General features: G+C 65.4%; 12 protein-coding genes. 9 read left to right on the forward strand and 3 right to left on the reverse strand.

Annotated elements, in window-relative coordinates; genetic code table 11:
* The coding region (locus DKG75_RS13845) for a coiled-coil domain-containing protein (RefSeq protein ID WP_211315710.1) at positions 1-884 on the reverse strand (884 nt) is incomplete at its 3' end.
* Positions 885-1812: 928 nt separating this feature from the next.
* Here DKG75_RS13845 and DKG75_RS13850 point away from each other — a divergent pair.
* The 4 genes from DKG75_RS13850 (at position 1813) to DKG75_RS13865 (ending at position 6340) form a co-directional block, all read left to right on the forward strand.
* Positions 1813-2919, forward strand: a complete 1107-nt coding sequence (locus DKG75_RS13850; protein WP_109921730.1) for a KpsE/RkpR family capsule polysaccharide export protein — start codon at positions 1813-1815, stop codon at positions 2917-2919.
* Positions 2906-3736: an ABC transporter permease gene (locus DKG75_RS13855; RefSeq protein WP_109921731.1), complete on the forward strand. Its 831-nt coding sequence runs from the start codon at positions 2906-2908 to the stop codon at positions 3734-3736. The genes DKG75_RS13850 and DKG75_RS13855 overlap by 14 nt, the downstream gene beginning before the upstream one ends.
* 12 nt (positions 3737-3748) lie before the next feature.
* A complete protein-coding gene (locus tag DKG75_RS13860; RefSeq protein WP_109921732.1) occupies positions 3749-4411 on the forward strand; it encodes an ABC transporter ATP-binding protein in 663 nt (220 codons plus the stop codon).
* A 255-nt stretch (positions 4412-4666) separates the two neighbouring features.
* On the forward strand, positions 4667-6340 hold the full coding sequence (locus DKG75_RS13865; RefSeq protein WP_133637089.1) for a hypothetical protein: 1674 nt from the start codon (positions 4667-4669) through the stop codon (positions 6338-6340).
* Positions 6341-6362: 22 nt separating this feature from the next.
* Here DKG75_RS13865 and DKG75_RS13870 read toward each other — a convergent pair whose 3' ends face one another.
* Positions 6363-9065, reverse strand: a complete 2703-nt coding sequence (locus DKG75_RS13870; RefSeq protein WP_109921734.1) for a glycosyltransferase family protein — start codon at positions 9063-9065, stop codon at positions 6363-6365.
* A gap of 745 nt (positions 9066-9810) precedes the next feature.
* On the opposite strand from DKG75_RS13870, the gene DKG75_RS13875 reads away from it, so the two are divergent.
* The 5 genes from DKG75_RS13875 to DKG75_RS13895 all read left to right on the forward strand — a co-directional run bounded on the left by DKG75_RS13875 (position 9811) and on the right by DKG75_RS13895 (position 15463).
* Positions 9811-10860, forward strand: coding sequence for a mannose-1-phosphate guanylyltransferase (locus DKG75_RS13875; protein WP_109921735.1), 1050 nt, complete (start codon positions 9811-9813; stop codon positions 10858-10860).
* Between the two features lie 339 nt (positions 10861-11199).
* Positions 11200-12405 carry an AGE family epimerase/isomerase gene (locus tag DKG75_RS13880; protein WP_166646601.1) on the forward strand — a complete coding sequence of 402 codons (1206 nt, stop codon included), beginning with the start codon at positions 11200-11202 and terminating at the stop codon, positions 12403-12405.
* 270 nt (positions 12406-12675) lie between these two features.
* Positions 12676-13257, forward strand: coding sequence for a glutathione peroxidase (locus DKG75_RS13885; protein WP_109921737.1), 582 nt, complete (start codon positions 12676-12678; stop codon positions 13255-13257).
* Between the two features lie 88 nt (positions 13258-13345).
* Positions 13346-14143, forward strand: coding sequence for an esterase/lipase family protein (locus DKG75_RS13890; protein WP_109921738.1), 798 nt, complete (start codon positions 13346-13348; stop codon positions 14141-14143).
* A gap of 60 nt (positions 14144-14203) precedes the next feature.
* On the forward strand, positions 14204-15463 hold the full coding sequence (locus DKG75_RS13895) for a DUF445 domain-containing protein (protein WP_109921739.1): 1260 nt from the start codon (positions 14204-14206) through the stop codon (positions 15461-15463).
* Here DKG75_RS13895 and DKG75_RS13900 read toward each other — a convergent pair.
* Positions 15453-16616: a DUF3089 domain-containing protein gene (locus tag DKG75_RS13900; protein WP_109921740.1), complete on the reverse strand. Its 1164-nt coding sequence runs from the start codon at positions 16614-16616 to the stop codon at positions 15453-15455. The genes DKG75_RS13895 and DKG75_RS13900 overlap by 11 nt on opposite strands.
* Positions 16617-16655: the final 39 nt, after the last annotated feature.

Raw genomic sequence — 16655 nt, forward strand, 5'->3', positions numbered from 1 at the left:
CGCTGTGCCGCCTCGGCCTCGGCCAGCCTGTCCTGATGCTCCTGCTGGAGGCGGGCGATCTCGTCGTCACGCCCGGCAAGGGCGGCGGCATGCGCGGTCGCTGCGTCCGCCGCTGCCGCTGCGTCCGCCGTCGCCTGGACTTGGAGGGTCTCGACGAGCGCGTTGTGCTCCCGATCGTCCTGTTCCTTGGCCAGATGTGCTGCCGTCAGACGGGTCTCGCCCTCGGCGATCGCCCGGGACAGGTCGGCCTCGAGGCCGGCGATCCGGGTGCCCAGGCTCTGTTCGGCGGCTGTTTTCTGTGCTTCGAGAGCGGCGATGCTGGCGTCATGGGCAGCGCCAGTCTTTGCCAGATGTTCCTCAAATTCCGCGACACGCGTTGCAAAATGTTGCTCGACCTCGGCTTTCGCCGTTCCCGCCATGGCCAGGCGTGCTTCAAGATCGGCCACATGCCCGGCATGGGACAGTTCCAGCGCGGCGATTTGCCCCGACAGCCGCTCGGCTGCCTCGGCGCCGGCCGCGATGATGTCCGCCTGCTTCGCCTCGTGTTCGGCGCTCGCCGCGGCGATGTCGTGCTTCAGCTGCTGTACTTGATCAAGCAGGGCGGCCTCTCTCGCCCGGCCGGCGGCTTCCATGTTGGCCACTGACTGGTAATCGGCATGCAATGCCGCGAAATTCCGTTCCTGGGCTTCGATCCTGCCGCGCAGCGCATATTCATTTTCCTGCCAGGCGCCTTCGGCCGCAGCCAGGTGTTCCTGAAGGTCTGCGTATTGCTCGTTACGCTGTCTGTCGAATTCGTCCCGCGCTGCATTCAGCGCCGCGGTTTCGCTCTGCAAATCTGAATATCTGGCCTCTACGTCAGATAGATCCGCCTTGAGCTTTGCCAACTCTCTCCCGTACAGAAAAAATTTAGCCATAGCTGTGCTTTCTGGATCTGCAGGTCAATTCCCGCTGTTTTCGGGCAACACATAGAAATCGGAGAGTTACACAGAAGATGCTTCACGTTGGTTAATGCGGTTATCCGACAAATCTCTATGATTGTGTGCGCAACTCTGCATTCGCATTCCAGGCGTCGGCGCCGTCTGGCTTCTGCGCTGGCATTCGGGATATCAGCGGAATATACCACGCGGCCACCCCGCTTTAGGTATCTCCATGAGTCGATATTCATTTTGCCGCGTCGGCGGCAGGGGGGCAAGCAAAGGCAACCACCGGGTGTTCTGTGGATCATCCCCGTTCCACGGGCGCGGCGCCCGGGGAGGCTTCGCCCGCCGGAAATACGCTCGCGGCCTTGCCACCATCGGCATCCCCGGGGCCGCCACGAAGACTGCCTCGCCAACCTCGCCTGTAATGTCAGGCGCTACGGAGCGCCAGCCGGCAACCTGAAGAGCCCGTGGGAGGGGCAGGGCCTTCTCGGCCATTGCCCTGCGCCCCAGATCAAGGCGCTCGATGCCGGTCCGACGCCATATTCGATGCAGGCGCCGCCGCGATGCAGGCTCTTCGGTGTGTCCAGGCGATGAGCCCGTGCGGGCAGCAGGAAAGATGGCGATGGCGCGGATTTCCTGCCCGAGATGATCGGCTTGCCCCCCTGGCGTTTGACTGATACGAGAATGTCCCTGCACATCGTTGGCGATGGCTCCCTGCCTGTCCGTCATCGACAGGGGTGCGGAAACGAGTGATGGCTCCGCGACAGCATTGGCGAGCACTTCGATTGCTTGAATCGATGAAACGGAAATCGATGAAACGGACAGGGGTCAAGTTGTCGGGGTTGGTTTTTCGACCGACGGCGCCGCTTAAGCGGGGGAGTTAAAAGTCTAAATGAAATTCTCTCATTTTATCATTCGGAACCTTTGGTTCATCCTTATTGTTGTTTTGCCGACATTTGGCGCGACCGTCTATTATACCGCGATTGCTTCGGATATTTATCTTTCCGAGGCCAAGTATATTGTGCGCAGTCCCAATCGCACGCAATTGTCCGCCCTGTCGAGCGTGCTGCAAGGCTCGGGCCTGGTCAAGGCGCAGGACGACACCTATGCGGTGAACGATTTCCTGCAATCCCGCGACGCGGTGAAGGCGATCCAGGCCAGCAACATCGACCTGCGCCAGATCTACGGCAGGCCCGACACCGACTATTTTGCCCGCTATCCGAATATCCTGTTCGATACGAGCGATGAGGGCCTCTACAAATATTATTTGAAGCGGGTCGTCGTTGCGCTCGACAACAGCACCGGGATCACCACGCTGAGCGTGAAGGCTTTCCGCCCCGAAGATGCGAGAATCGTGGCTGCGGCGGCCTTGGTGGCCGGCGAGAGCCTGATCAACCAGCTGAGCGCGCGAGCGCAGGAAAATGCCCTGCGCGATGCCCAGAACGAGGTCCGCAACGCCGAAGAACGGGTGAAAGCCGCCGAGAAATCGCTTCTCGACTATCGCGAGCGCGAAATCATCATCGATCCGACCAAGCAGTCCGTGTTGCTGATCGAGGGGATCGCCAAGCTCCAGGCCGAGTTGTCGATGGCCAATGCGCAATTGTCGCAGGTGCTGCAGAGCTCGCCCAACAGTCCGCTGGTGCCCACGCTGCGGGCGACGGTCCGGGCCCTTGAAGAGGAAATCATCCGCGAACGGGCCAAGGTCGCGGGCGCTTCCGGCGCCATGGCGCAGAAAATCGCCGACTACCAGTTGCTGATCCTCGAGCAGGAATTCGCGTCGAAGGCCTTGGCCTCTGCGACCGCCAGCCTCGAAACCGCCCGCATGGAGGCGCAGCGCCAGCATTTCTATCTCGAGCGCGTCGTCGAGCCGAATGCGCCTGACGTCGGACTCTATCCGAAGCGCATCGTCTCGATCGCCATCGTTCTGATTTCCGGCCTGGTGCTCTACTTCATGTTGTGGCTGTTGCTCCTGGGGGTGCGAGATCATGCCAACAGATAGGGGCCTCGGCCGGGCGGCGCTGAAACCCACCTACCCCAAGACCCTGTTCCAGTCCTTCGCCCTTGAGGGGCAAATTCTGCTGGCCCTGATCATGCGGGAGATGCACACCCGCTATGGGCGCGAAAATCTGGGCTTTCTGTGGGTGATGGCCGAACCCCTGCTTTTCGGCGTCGCCGTTGCCTTCCTTTGGGGGGCGATGAAACCCGCCTATGAACATGGCATCGGCGTCTTCACCATCACCGTTTCCGGCTACATGCCCATGGTGATGTGGCGCGGCGTCTTCTCCCGCTCGGTCCTGGCATTTCGCGCCAATGCCGCGCTCATGTATCATCAGCGGATCCGGCTGATCAATTTCGTCACGTCGCGGGTGGTGATCGAGGTTTTCGGCGTCATCCTTGCCTACGTCATCGCGTCCTCGCTGTTTATCTTCATCGGCCTGATGGATTGGCCGACGGATCTCGGACCGTTCTATGCGGGCTGGCTGCTCCACATCTATTGGGTCTTCGCCACGGGCGTGTTCGTCTCGGCCGTGAGCGAGATGTCGGATTTCATCGAGAAGGTGACGGGCCTTCTCTCCTATATCTACATTCCCTTGTCCGGCGCCTTCTTCATGGTCGACTGGCTGCCGGCCGCCTATCGGCCCCTCGCGCTGCTGATGCCCAGCGTCCACGCCTATGAAATCATGCGGGAGGGACTTCTGCCGCCGGGCTACGCAACCCACTACGATGTGGTCTATGCCGTCTCATTCTGCACGGTCTTGCTGCTGGTCGGGCTTCTCCTGCTCCGCCGAGCGCCCGATTTCATGCGCATCAACTGACGGCGCCACCGGATGTTGAACGTTACCAATGTCGCCAAGTTCTACCACACCGAATCCGGGCATAAGCTGTGGGCGCTGCGCGACGTCAGCTTCAGCCTGGCGCCGGAGCGGAAACTGGGCTTGGTCGGCTCCAACGGCGCGGGCAAGTCGACATTGATCCGCCTGCTCGGTGGGATCGAAAAGCCGGCAGCGGGCAAAATCGACCTGAACGGCATGACCATGTCGTGGCCGCTGGGCTTTTCCGGCGGGTGTCAGGGCGGCCTCAGCGGCATCGACAATGTCCGCTTCCTTGCCAAGGTCTATGGAGTGGACTTCAAGCAGTTGCTTGCTTTTGTCTATGACTTCTCCGAGTTGGGCGAGCATATGCGGGAACCCGCCCGGACTTATTCGACCGGCATGCAGGCTCGATTGAATTTCGCCCTTTCGGTCGCCTTCGATTTTGACTGCTATCTGATCGACGAAGTAATTCTTGCCGGTGACGCGCGCTTTCATGCCAAATGCCAGGAATATCTGTTCAACCGGAACAGCAAGAAAGCCATGGTTATCGCCTCTCACAGCTTGCAGTTCCTGGCTGAAATCTGCGACTCAATACTCGTTCTCGACAATGGCGTGAGTTTTCACTTCGAAAATCCACACGATGGCATCGAATTTCATGCCCAATTGCAGGGTGTTTGAGGCGGCCTGTTGCGGCTCGAAGGGGATGTGAGGGGACGGCCGGGTTCCGCAATACCCGCCCGGCCCTTGGCGGACCGTTCTGTTGAGCCGCGCCGGCATCATTTGCCCGCCTTCGCGCCGGGCCGCCGGCGCCCCCGATTGGGGGTTCCTCAACTGCAGAATGTGCTATAAATTCCAAAGGGCTACAGATGTGCTGCTGTGGATCTCTGGTGTGACGTCTGCTGGATAGTTATTCATATAAAAAATGGAATGATAATGGCTGGTAAGGTCGATCCGGTATTTCCCGATGCGACGTCAGGACAGATTTCTTCTGTCCGCGCTGGAGTGGTAACCGGGCGTTTGTCGTTCGACGCCGACGCCGCCAGCAAGGTGACGGTCGAGATTTTCATCGATGGCCTGAAAATCGGCGAAGTTGAAGTCGAACGCGGTCCCGGCGAAGACGATGTCGGGTTCGCAATCGTCCTGCCGCCCGACCTGGTGTTGACGGCGCCGGCCACCGTTCGCGGCCGCATCGCGGCCAGCGGCCGGGAACTGGCCGCCCCCGTACTCTTGGCGACGGAGGATGACCTGAGGCGCGCGGTCACCGCGGCCGAGGGGGTGGTGGTCCTCAGGGACGGCGCGCTCCACGTCACCTTGACCGGGGTCGCCGCGGCGGTTCTGCCGCTCGTCGTCGAAGTGAGCGACGGAAGCGGCAAGGATGTCGCCAGGCTGGCGGTCGAGCGGCCCGTTGTCGAGGCGGGCCCGGACGGGCTTCTGCCGCCTCTCGACCTTGTCGTGCCGCTGCCGGTGCAGTCGCTTCTCAATATCGGCTCGGTCGCCCTGCAGGTTCGGCTGGCAGGCCGGCGCGAGGCATTCGCGGGGAGCCCTATCGTCATCTCTGCGGACACCGGCGCAGTCCTTGCCCAGCGGGTGGTGGCGGCCGAAACCGGGCTGAGGCTCCTGTCCGAGGAATTCGCCGATTTGCGGCGCAATCTGGCGCGCGATGTCGCCCGGCTGTTCTATGATTTTGCCGTGCCGCGCGTCGATGCCATGGTCGAAATCCAGCGGTTCCAGATCGAACGGCAACTGCTGGCTCTATGGCAGGCCGTCGCCCCCGATGAAGCACCGGCCCTCATCCCGCGGACGAAGCAGCCCGACCGTGCGCAGCTTTTGCTGGCCGGAGGCTTCTCCGGTTACGGCTGGTCGGAGCCCGATCCCGAGCTTCGGGGCGAGCGGTGGTTTCGCGGCACCGGGTTCGTCCTGCTCGAAGTCGCCGGCCGGCAGCCCTTGTTTCTGGAAATCAGCGGGACGAAGTGTGGCGAGCATGTCGACCTCGCGCGCATGACGGTGGCGGTCAACGGCCACATCGCCGCCGGCGGCGGCTATCCTACGGCCACGGGCTGGGCCTATGTCGCGCCTCTGCCCTTTGGCGTGGTCGCCGCTAACGGCCTCGCCGCCGTCACGATTTCGACCGTCGAGGCTCAGCGCCCCGGCGCGGCGCGGGCTGGTGGCGATCTGTCCGTCGGGGCCATCGAGGTCGGGCCCGCCAAGCCGCTGCCGGTGCTCGGCATCGGCGATGACGCCCTGGTCGCGGGCTGGGGCGATGTGGAATATGACGGTGAACACGTACCGTTTCGCTGGATGGAGGAACAGGGGGTCATCCTGCTGCCCGCGACGGCCGCCGGCCGGCTCATCCTCAGCGGTCCGATGACCGTCGTCGGCGATCCGGCGACGCAGCTGAAGGCCCGGGGCCGTTCGGGGGATCTGCCCCTCGTCGACAGCAGTTTTGACGGCAGGCGCTGGCAGATGGTGTTTTCGCTTGACCGTCGGGGCCTGCGCACCGATGGCCTGGAGGTCGTCGTTCTGCGCTCGGTCACCGCGCGCGCGTCGGAACACGACCCGCGCATGATCAGCGTGGCCATCGGCGGGGTCGCCGTCGACGAGGCTTGAGCCCCCGCGGCGGGAGGCCCCCTCAGTGGCCGAGGGGGGGGAGCAGGGCCGCGATCCGCGCCTGACTCTCCCGCAGCAGGTTGAGGAGCGGCGGCGGCAGGCGTGTGCGTTCCGGGGTCAGGCTTCGGGCAGGAAAATCGCGCACGCGCAGCATCAGGTTGCGCAGCCGCTCTGGAAGAAGTCCTTCCCGCCTGGCCATATCGTGATCGTCGCCGTTAAAATAAATCCGATATATTGGATTTGATTGGAATTCGACGTAATCGGAATCGATCCGTTCATCAGGCCACATGTCGCCCATATCGAATTCTATACTATAGTTATTTTCGATGCGCTGCATTTTCAGCGACGTGCAGATATTGTTGGAGTATGAAAATTTCACCTCGACCTGGGCAAAATCGCCCTGCTCATAGCTCGAAAAGCTATGCGATGGTATCTCGCGAGTGAGGTCGGGAAAATCCTCGGGTTGGCGCGCCAAGGCGACGGATCTGAGGCAGAGGCCGATTCCGTGCGGGTGCTTATCGCCGCCGGTGATCGCGCGCAGCCGGTCGACCGTCAGCCGGATGGGCAGATTGCCGCGTGCCGACGGGGCGAAGGGCACGATGATTCGATGCCATGTCCAGTCAACGGCTTCGAGCCGAAGGGCATGTCTTTCCGGCAATTCGACGTCGATCACTCTGGCGCCGGTATCGTCATGGGCGGCCATGATCTCCAAGGCGAGCCAGCCTCCCGCCGATGCGGCTTCGGCCGCCAAGGCGATTTCGGCGATGGCTGTCGTCTGCCGGCTCCAGGCCCCCTGCTGCTCCGGCGACAGGAAGCCGGTCAGTGCGGCGTGCTCCTGAAGGGCGGGGCCGCCATGCGCGCTGTCGCCGAAATCGAGAGGCGTCACGGTGCCGGGCGGGGGGGCGTCATCCGTCGCGACGGGCTGGGGCTCGCCGGCCGCCGTCAATTGTCCGATGGTCGTCGCATAGGGGAACGTCAGGCGGCTGATGCGCCGGCGCAGCCTGCGGGCGACGGGATCTCGTCCTACCGCCGCCTGATCCCGTGGCGCGCCGAACCGGACGGCCGTCACGCTGCCGGAGGGGGCGAGGGGGCCGCGGCTGGCGGCTAGAAGCAGGAGATAGGCGACATAGTGGCGATCGACTTCGGGATCCCGGCCGAGAACCGAGCGCAGGATTTCAGTCCGGGCAACCCAGCTGTTGGCGGCAACGGCATCGTCGAAGCGGGCGAGGGCCCGCAGGTCGAAACTGGCATTGACTGTGACCGCGCGCCGTTCCGCAATCGTCCTGCCGAGCGGCCCTTCGAAGTTCGGGGCGTCGGCAAATTCGCCGTCACGGCATTGATCCAGGGTTGTTGCAATGGCCGCGGGCGCCTCCGTCCGGGCGAGGAGGGTTGCCACGAGATGGCGGTAATGGTGCGGGAAAACCGTCCCCGCCGGATCGGCGAGCGCGACGAAGGGGGCCTTTGCCGCCTGAAGGCCGGCCCAGAGCGATGTCGAGCCTGGGCCGGGGGGGGCTTCAACCTTCCGGACCGACAGGCCGAGGCGCCGCGCCGATTTTGCCAGCATCTCGACGCGGTGGGCGGCGGCCTTGCTCGCCACCATGACGATGCGCAGATCGAGGCCGGGCGACTTGGCCGCGGCGATCGACGAAAGAGTGGCTTCCAGGGCGGCGATTTCCCCGGTGTCGATCGGGAAGACGATGTCGCAATCGGCGGTCCCCGCCAGCGCCGGAGCGCCGGCCGCCTTCACCTCGTCGAGCAACGGCAGCAGCACATGCTCGATTTTCGTCTCGAGCGACCAGCATTCGTCGAACCATGCCTTGCCGCGGGCGGCGCGCTGCCGGGCGTCGTCGGGATGGCTGCGGATCCAGTCGAGATGGGCCGCGACCTGATCGGCAAGCGCATGCATCGATTTCCGGGTATCGACGAAAAGGGCGATATCGGAAAGGAATTCCCGGGCGAAGGGAATATCGTCGCAAATCACCAGCGCTCCGACCGAAAGCGTCTCGAAGATCCGCATCGACGGGACGTTGCGCGTCCGATGTTCGCGGTGATGCAGGCAGAGCGCGACACCATGGCGCGCCAGCATGTCCTGGACCGAACGGCCGTCGAAGGGAAGGGGGCCGGCATAGGCATTGCCGATATGGCTCCAGCTTGCCGCGGGGCCATAGCAGTGGACCAGGCCTCGTTCCGCCAGAATCTCGAACAGAAGGCCGTGCCGGTCGCCGTCCCAATGGATCCCGACATAGGCAAGGCTCGGCTCGGGCACCTTGGCGAGGGCATCGTGAGGGGTCCGATAGGTCGTCGGCAGGAAAATCTCCCGCGCTACCGGTTTGCGAACGCCGAGACCGTGTTGACCGTCGTCGAGAAAATGCCGGAGTTCGGTGCTGCCCGCGAGGTAGCCGTCGCAGGAGCGGATCGACCGCTCGCGATAGGTGTCGCCCTCGAAAAAGCTCTGCGGGCTCCAGATGGCGGCAATGGTCGGGAAACGGGTCAGTTTGCAGCCATATTCATGGGTCAGGATCACGGCATCCGGCTGCAATTTTTCGAGATCGTCGCTGGTCACGGCGCCTGCGCATTCGATGCCCAGATTTTCGCAGGCCCGGATGAAGCGGGCGATGAATTCGCGTTCCGCGCTGTCCCTGAGGTTCGGCCAATTGTCCACGATCGCGAGGCGCGGCCGTGGCGGGGGGGCGCGGCGCAGAAAACGGCTCAGGCCGGAAACCAATCGACGGTACCCCTCGGTCCGGAGGCCCTCCCGGCGAGAGGGAGGGGGCGGGTTGCTTGGCGGCAAGGGGGGAATCGGTGGCATAGATCTACCTGTAGGCTCGGGCAATCGCCGGCGGAGCGAATCCCGCCGGGTTCGTCGGAGGCCGGTCCTTCCGGGGAGGATATGGCGATGGCAAGCGGGACGGCGATGACGTTTTTCCCGGAGAGGCCTGCCGAGCGGTGGGCATGGTGGTCGACCACGAGAGATTTCAACCACGAGCGATATTGTGCAGGTCGGGAAGGCCTGATGACAGCGCGCTGGGGGCCCGGCTGCGCCTTGACCAGCCGCGCCGACCGGCGGCGCGCTGGCCTGGGGGGCTCCGGTGCCGAATTGCCGCAACGTTATCGCCGGACAGTCGGTCGAGACAAGCCTCTTCGGGTGATCTGGCACCGGCTCGCCGCCCGAACATGCACCGGCATTCCTGTCTGGCGGCCAAAGCTGACGGCGGCGGCGGTCACGCTTCTCCCGCGCCGTTTCGAACCGGTGGAGCCCGCTCAAAGGGGCTGCATGGGCGGCTCGGGGCCGGTGCAGCGGAAAACGGCGCGCAAACTTGTCCTTTTTCGGCAGACTGTTAAGGTGTGGCCGCATTGCGGGGCGGCTTGTGCGGGGGTGGCCCGGCGGGCTTGCAGGTCGGTGCTGCTCGGGCGGCTGCCGTTCGGCGGTTGATTTATATGAATTGATTGTTTTCAAGGCAAAGATCGAGATGCAGACGATGGTGCCGGTAATTCTTTGCGGTGGCTCCGGGACCCGCTTCTGGCCGGCGTCGACGGATGAGGCGCCGAAGCAGTTTCTGAGCATCTGGCAGGGGCTGAGCCTGTTTCAGATCACGGCGCAGCGCCTGGCCGCTGCCGGGTCGTCGGCGCCGCTGATCATCTGCAACAGGCTGCACGAGGCGGCGGTGCGCGAGCAGCTGGCGGCCATCGGCATCGACGGCGCGGTGACGCTGCTGGAGCCGGAGCGGCGGGATTCGGCGGCCGCGATCGCCGCGGCGGCGGCCTGGGTCGCCCGCAGCCATGGCCCCGGGCAGGTGCTCGGGGTGTTTCCGTCCGATCAGCTGATCCGCGACGATGCCGCCTTCCGGCAGGCGCTGGCGGTGGCGACGGCGGCGGCGGCGGCCGGCGATCTGGTCACCTTCGGCATCCGTCCCGACCGCCCGGCGACCGAGTTCGGCTATATCGAGCGCGGGGCCCCTTGCGCCGACCAGGCCGGGGCCTATCACGTCGCCAGCTTCCACGAGAAGCCCAAGCTGGAGACGGCGCTGGCCTATCTCGCCTCCGGTCAATTTGACTGGAACAGCGGCATGTTCGTGTTTGCGGCCGGGGCCTTCATGGCCGAAGCGGCCGACTACATGCCCGGGATCCAGGCGGCGGCGGACGAGGCGGTCGCCGGGGCAAAGCCTGCGGCGCAGCCGGGCACCTATCTGCTGGAGCCGGCGGCCTTCCGCAGGGCGGAGAAGACTTCGATCGACTACGCCCTGTTCGAACGGTCGCGGAAGGTGGTGACGGTGCCGCTCGACTGCGGCTGGAACGACCTCGGGAACTGGCAGGCCGCCCATGCCGAACTGGAAAAGGACGGCGCCCGCAACGTCATGCAAGGGGATGTGCGGGTTCTGGCGTGCCGGGACAGCATCGTGCTGACCGACGGTCTGCCCGTCCGGGTGCTCGGGGTCGACGGGATCGCGGTGATCGTGAGTGCCAACGGGGTGCTGGTCTGCAAATTGGACGATGCGGTCCGGCTCAAGGAAGTGTTGTGAAGGCTTATTGAATCCCAGGCCGAGGCGATTGTATATTGCTGCGATGCAATATCGATTGGCGATCCCATTGCTTCGGCGATGGGCTCGGATACGATGGCACGGGCTCAGATAGAACCGGCTCAGGAGGAACAGGATCCCCGGGCCGGCGGGTTGGGTTGCGGGGGTATTGCCGCTGTTCGTGTCGACAGGGGCAAAGGCCCGTTCCATGGCGTCCTGGCAGGGGGGCAGCGGGAACGGGATGTCATCGGGGGCGATGGAGGGAGCCGTGCGCGGCAGGCCCGGGGGCGGTGCCGTGCTTCGAGTTCTCGATCCGTCCGTGACGGCACAAGGGGATTTGGAATGATGGGTTCGCATGCGCTTGAGGTCGAGTTCTCGCTGCTGCGCCAGTGGCTGTTCGAGCAAGCCTTGCCCTTGTGGTCCACCGCCGCGGTCGACCGGCGGTCCGGTGGTTTTTTCGAATGGCTGACGGAAGACGGCGCCCCGGTGGAGGAACCGCGGCGGGCCCGGGTGACCGGTCGGCAGATCTATAGTTTCGCGATCGCGGAGCAACTGGGCTGGGACGGCCCGACCCGCGATCTGGTCCGTCACGGGTTGGTCAGCCTCGAGAGCTTCATCGGCACGAACGGTTTCGTGGTGCCGCTGAAGACGGTGGACGGCACGGTGCTGCGCCATGACTTCGACCTCTACGACCATGCCTTCGTGCTGTTCGGGCTGGCGGCGGCGGTCGGCACGGGCGAGCAATGCGCGCGGCTGGAAGCGCTGGCGGAGCAGTTGCGCGGGCGCATCCAGGCGCATTTCGCCCACCCGGTGGCCGGCTTCCAGGAAGGGCCGCGGGGCTCGGTGGTGCTGAAGGCCAATCCGCACATGCATATGCTGGAGGCGGCGCTGGCCTGGGAGACGATCTCGGACGACCCGGCCTGGGGCGCGCTCGCGGACGAGATCGCGGAGCTTTGCCTGGAGAAGTTCATCGACCCGGAAACCGGGGCGCTGCGGGAATTCTTCGACCACGACTGGAACCGGATCGAGGAGGCGCCGGGCGACCTGGTCGAGCCCGGGCACCAGTTCGAATGGGCGTGGCTGCTGAAACGCTGGGGCCTGAGCCGGAACCGGCCGGACGCGTTCCGGGTCGCGGACCGGCTGATCGCTGTCGGCGAGCAATACGGCATCTGCCGCGAGCGCGGCCTTGCCTACAACGAATTGAACGGCGACCTCTCGATCCGCATCGGCACCAGCCGGCTCTGGCCCCAGACCGAGCGGATCAAGGCCCATGTCATCAGCTATGCGACCGCGGTCAGCGAACAGGCGGCCGAGGCCTCGGCCCGCCTCGCGGTCGAGGCCATCCGCGCATTGCGGCGGTATTTCGAATACCCGCTGCGCGGCGGCTGGCACGAATATATCGACGTCGAAGGCCGCCCCATCCGCAACAACACCCGGACCAGCAGCCTCTATCACATCATCTGCGCCATCAGCGAAGTCGCCGACCTGATCGATACCGGCAACGCCCGCAGACAGCACCGGCAGGTCGCCAGGGTAGCATCGTTCTAGGGGGCCCATCCTAGGGGGGCCGGCGGCGGGCGACGTTGCAGGGGGCGGCGAAGTCATCGCGGTGTCGCCCGGGCCGGCATCGGTGGGGCCCGGCATCGGTGAGGCCCGGCGGAGGTTCTTCGAAGTGTCCGGCCGGGCATCGCCAGTCCGTCATACCGACATTGGCGACATAAGTTGCAGGATTGTCAAAGCGGGTGCTTTCGCCCCGCCGCCACTTCGGGCAAGCATTGTCGTAAGCGACGCGAAACGATATCGCCCGAGGAGAGTGCCATGTTCGACAAGCTCGGCAAATTGCTGCGCGACAATCCCCTGACCGGCGTGGTCACCGCCATTGCCGACGCCGCCACCGCCAAGGACAAGCCGGGCAAGGGCTCGGCCCATGACTTCGCCTTCGAGGGCCTGCGCGGCGGCGACCTGCCCTTGAAGCAATTCGCCGGCCGGCCGCTTCTGGTGGTCAATACCGCGTCGAAATGCGGCTTCACCCCGCAGTACAAGGGGCTGGAAGCGCTTTACCAAGCCTATGGCGGGCGCGGTCTTGCCATCGTCGGCGTGCCCTCCAACGATTTTGCCAACCAGGAGCCGGGCTCGGCCGAGGACATCGCCGAATTCTGCGAAATCAATTTCGGCGTCACCTTTCCCCTGGCCGCCAAAGTGCCGGTGACCGGCGACGACGCCCATCCCTTCTTCAAATGGATCGCCGCCGAACGCCCGCTGGCCCGGCCGCGCTGGAATTTCCATAAATATCTGTTCGACGGCCAGGGCAAGTTGGTCGAGGCCGCGGCCTCGGTCACCAGCCCGCAGTCGGGCGCCCTGGTCAAGGCGATCGAGAAACTGCTGCCGGAAACGAAATAACAAGACAATTGCCGCCAAATGGACCATGCGGACAGGGGCTAGGGTGGTGACCCTAGCCCGTATCGGGACTGCGAGGGCGAAGACGAGAATGCGTGCGATCGAAAGGGAACCCGGCCCGCCGCCGACCTGGCTGGCGGTGGCGGAGGTGCGGGCGGTGGCCGAATTGTTCCAGGCGATCCAGGCCGGCCCCCTGATGCGGCTGGCGCCCCGGGGCGACGGCCACCCGGTCCTGGTGCTGCCGGGCTTCCTCGCCTCCGATCTTTCGACCGTGCTGCTGCGCCGTTTCCTGACGCATCGGGGCTATGCGGTCCAGGCCTGGGAACTGGGGCGCAATCTCGGCCCCAATGTCCGGGTCGAGGAGGGCCTGCGCGAGCGCCTCGTCGATATTGTCGCCGCCCACGGCCGCAAGGTTTCGATCATCGGCTGGAGCCTGGGCGGGGTCTATGCCCGGGAAATCGCCCGCGAGGCGCCGCAACTGATCCGCCAGATCATCACCCTGGGCAGTCCGATCGCGGCCGGGCCGAAATCGACCAATGCCTGGAAACTGTTCGAGCGCCTGTCCGGCCAGTCGGTCGACGAGGTCGCCGAAGCCTATGCCCAGCAGATGTTCGAGGCGGTCGACGGGATTCCCGCGACGGCGATCTTCAGCAAGTCGGACGGTATCGTCGCCTGGCGCGGCTGTCTCGAGCAGCCGGGGCCGATGCGCCAGAACATCCGCGTCCGGGGCAGCCATTGCGGCCTCGGCCACAATGTGGCGGCGCTGATGGTGATCGCCGACCGGCTGGCCCAGCCCGAGGGGGAATGGGCGCCGTTCGAGCCGAAAGCACCGCTCTCGCTGCTCTATCCTTGCGATGCGACGGCCTATCAGCGCGTCGCGGCGGCTTGACATATGGGCCAGGGTCTTCAGTCTGGCTGACAAATTTTCGGCAACCACCGTCGCGAGGCCATGAGCACCACCCAGCCGGTTCCCCTGACCGACGAAGAGAAGGCCGCCGCGCTGCGCCGCATGAAGCGCGTGGCGGGGCTCATGATCCTCTTGATGGCGGCGGTCTTCCTGCTGTCCCGCCTGCTCGTGGAGCACATTCCCTGGATCGAGATTCCGGGCGCCTTCGCCGAGGCGGCCCTGGTCGGCGGTCTGGCGGACTGGTTCGCGGTCACCGCGCTGTTCCGCCATCCGCTCGGCATTCCCATTCCGCATACGGCGATCGTGCCGCGCAACCAGTCGCGCATCGGCTCGACCCTCGGCCGCTTCGTCGCCTCGAACTTCCTGAAGCCCGAGGAGGTGACGGCCAAGCTGCGCCAGGTCGACCTGCCGAAGATCATCGCCGACTGGCTGGACCAGCCGGAGAACCGGGCGCGGGCGTCCGAGCGCATCGCCCGCTCGGTGCCCGGGATCCTGAACGCCCTCGACGACGACGATGTCGGCCGCTTCATGCAGACCAATCTCTCGGCCCGGATGAAGGATATCGGCGTCGCCCCGATTCTCGGCCAGGTCGTGCAGCTGCTGACCAACGAGGGCCATCACCAGCGCCTGCTGGATGAATTGCTGGAGCGCGCGGCCCGCCTCGTCCACGACAACCGCGAACTGATCGAGAAGCGGGTGGACGAGCAATTGCCGCGCTGGCTGCCCAAGGCGGTGGACCGCGCGGTCTATACCAAGGTGCTGTCCGCCCTCGACAATACGCTGAACGAGATCCGCGATCCCGAGGGCCCCTGGCGCCAGCAGTTCGACGAGGCGACCAGGGCCTTCGTCCACGAATTGCGCACCAGCCCGGAGATGCGGCAGAAGGGCGAGGAGATGCTGCACCGCCTGCTGGCGAACGATACGCTGAAGCAGTATTTCCGCGATATCGCCCGCTCGCTGAAGGACCGGATCACGGCCGACGCCCTGTCCGACGATTCGGGCCTGCGCCGCCAGATCGACGCCGCCATGCGCGTCTACGGCGAGACGCTGGTCCGCGATCCCGGCATCCGCAACACGCTGCAAAGCTGGATCGAGCAGGCGGTGAATTCGACCGTGGTCGGCCGGCGCGAGCAGATCGGCGAATGGATCGGCTCGATCGTCCAGAAATGGGACAAGGACATGATCGTGAACAAGCTGGAAACCCAGGTCGGCCGCGATCTTCAGTTCATCCGCATCAATGGCACCCTGGTCGGCGGGCTGATCGGCCTTTGCCTCTATCTGGTCGAACGGGTCACGGGGTAGGGGCGGGCGCCGGCGCCGGCGCCGCTTCGGGACGGGCGACGAAGCCGTTCACGCGGGCGACGGCATCCAGCCGCACGTCCTGCCAGAACAGGGCGAAATCGTAGATGTGATAATCCCGGCCGGGCAGCAGCATGGCCCGGAAGACGAAGGGTTCCGGTTCCGAGATCCGCAGGATGCCGGCCCGGCACTGGCTTTCGACCAGGGCCGGGGTCAGCGCCTCCAGCGTGCCCGAGGTGATGGAGCGCACCGTCCCGCCGCGGTTCGCCTCGCGCGGGACCAGCACCTCGTCCATGCGGAAACTGACCGGATTGACGCAGAGGATGGGCCGTCCGGCGACCGGCGAGAAGCCGGTCGGGCTGGCCGCATTCCAGATTTCCGCCGTGCGGCGGTAGAAGTCGGGCGCGCCGTCGCGGGCGAAGGTCGACCAGGCGAGTACGCAGCCGGTCTCGCCCGAGCTGCGGCAGGGCTTGAGCGGGGCCAGCGGCCCGTCGAACTGGTCGAGGGGCAGGGGATAGCCGACGGCATAGGCGGCGATCAGGCGCCCGCGCAGCGCCGCGTCCGGGGCGATCACCCGGGCGAGCAGGCGTTGCAGGTGCAGGGCGCCCTGGCTGTGGGCGACCAGGATGAAGGGGCGGCCCTTGTTCCAGGCGGCCAGATAGTGGCGGAAGGCGCGCTCGACGTCGCCATAGGCGAGGTCCAGGGCCCGGCGCCCGTCGCTGCCGGCCTCGGCGGCGAAGGCGGCCAGGGTCGCCTGGCGGTAGTGCGGGGCATAGACCTGGCAGCAGCCGTTGAAGATCGCGGCCTGCCCCAGTTCCGCGGCCAGCCCGGCGGCGGCGGGATCGTTCCAGGGCCCGTTCCAGCCCGCGGCATCGACGAAGGTGGTCGGGTGGATATAGAAGACGTCGGCCGGCGCCCGGCCCTGATTGTCGCCCGGGACCGCCCCCGCCGGCACGATATCGGCGGAATCCTGGCGGTCGGGCAGGGCGAGCCAGGTCGCCGCATCGGCATAATTGGGCGCCCGGGGCACATGGGCGGGATCGAAGGGCCCGGCCGGCGTGACCATGAAGGCCAGCAGATCATAACGGAAGTGATAGGCGGCAAAGCAGAGCGCCACCAGGACCGCGAGCGTGATCAGGATGATGCGGCGGATCATGTCGGAAACCCCGGAATGAAACGGGGGCGCCCCGCTGAC

The organism is Zavarzinia compransoris (genome assembly GCF_003173055.1).
Classification (GTDB): Bacteria; Pseudomonadota; Alphaproteobacteria; order Zavarziniales; family Zavarziniaceae; genus Zavarzinia; species Zavarzinia compransoris.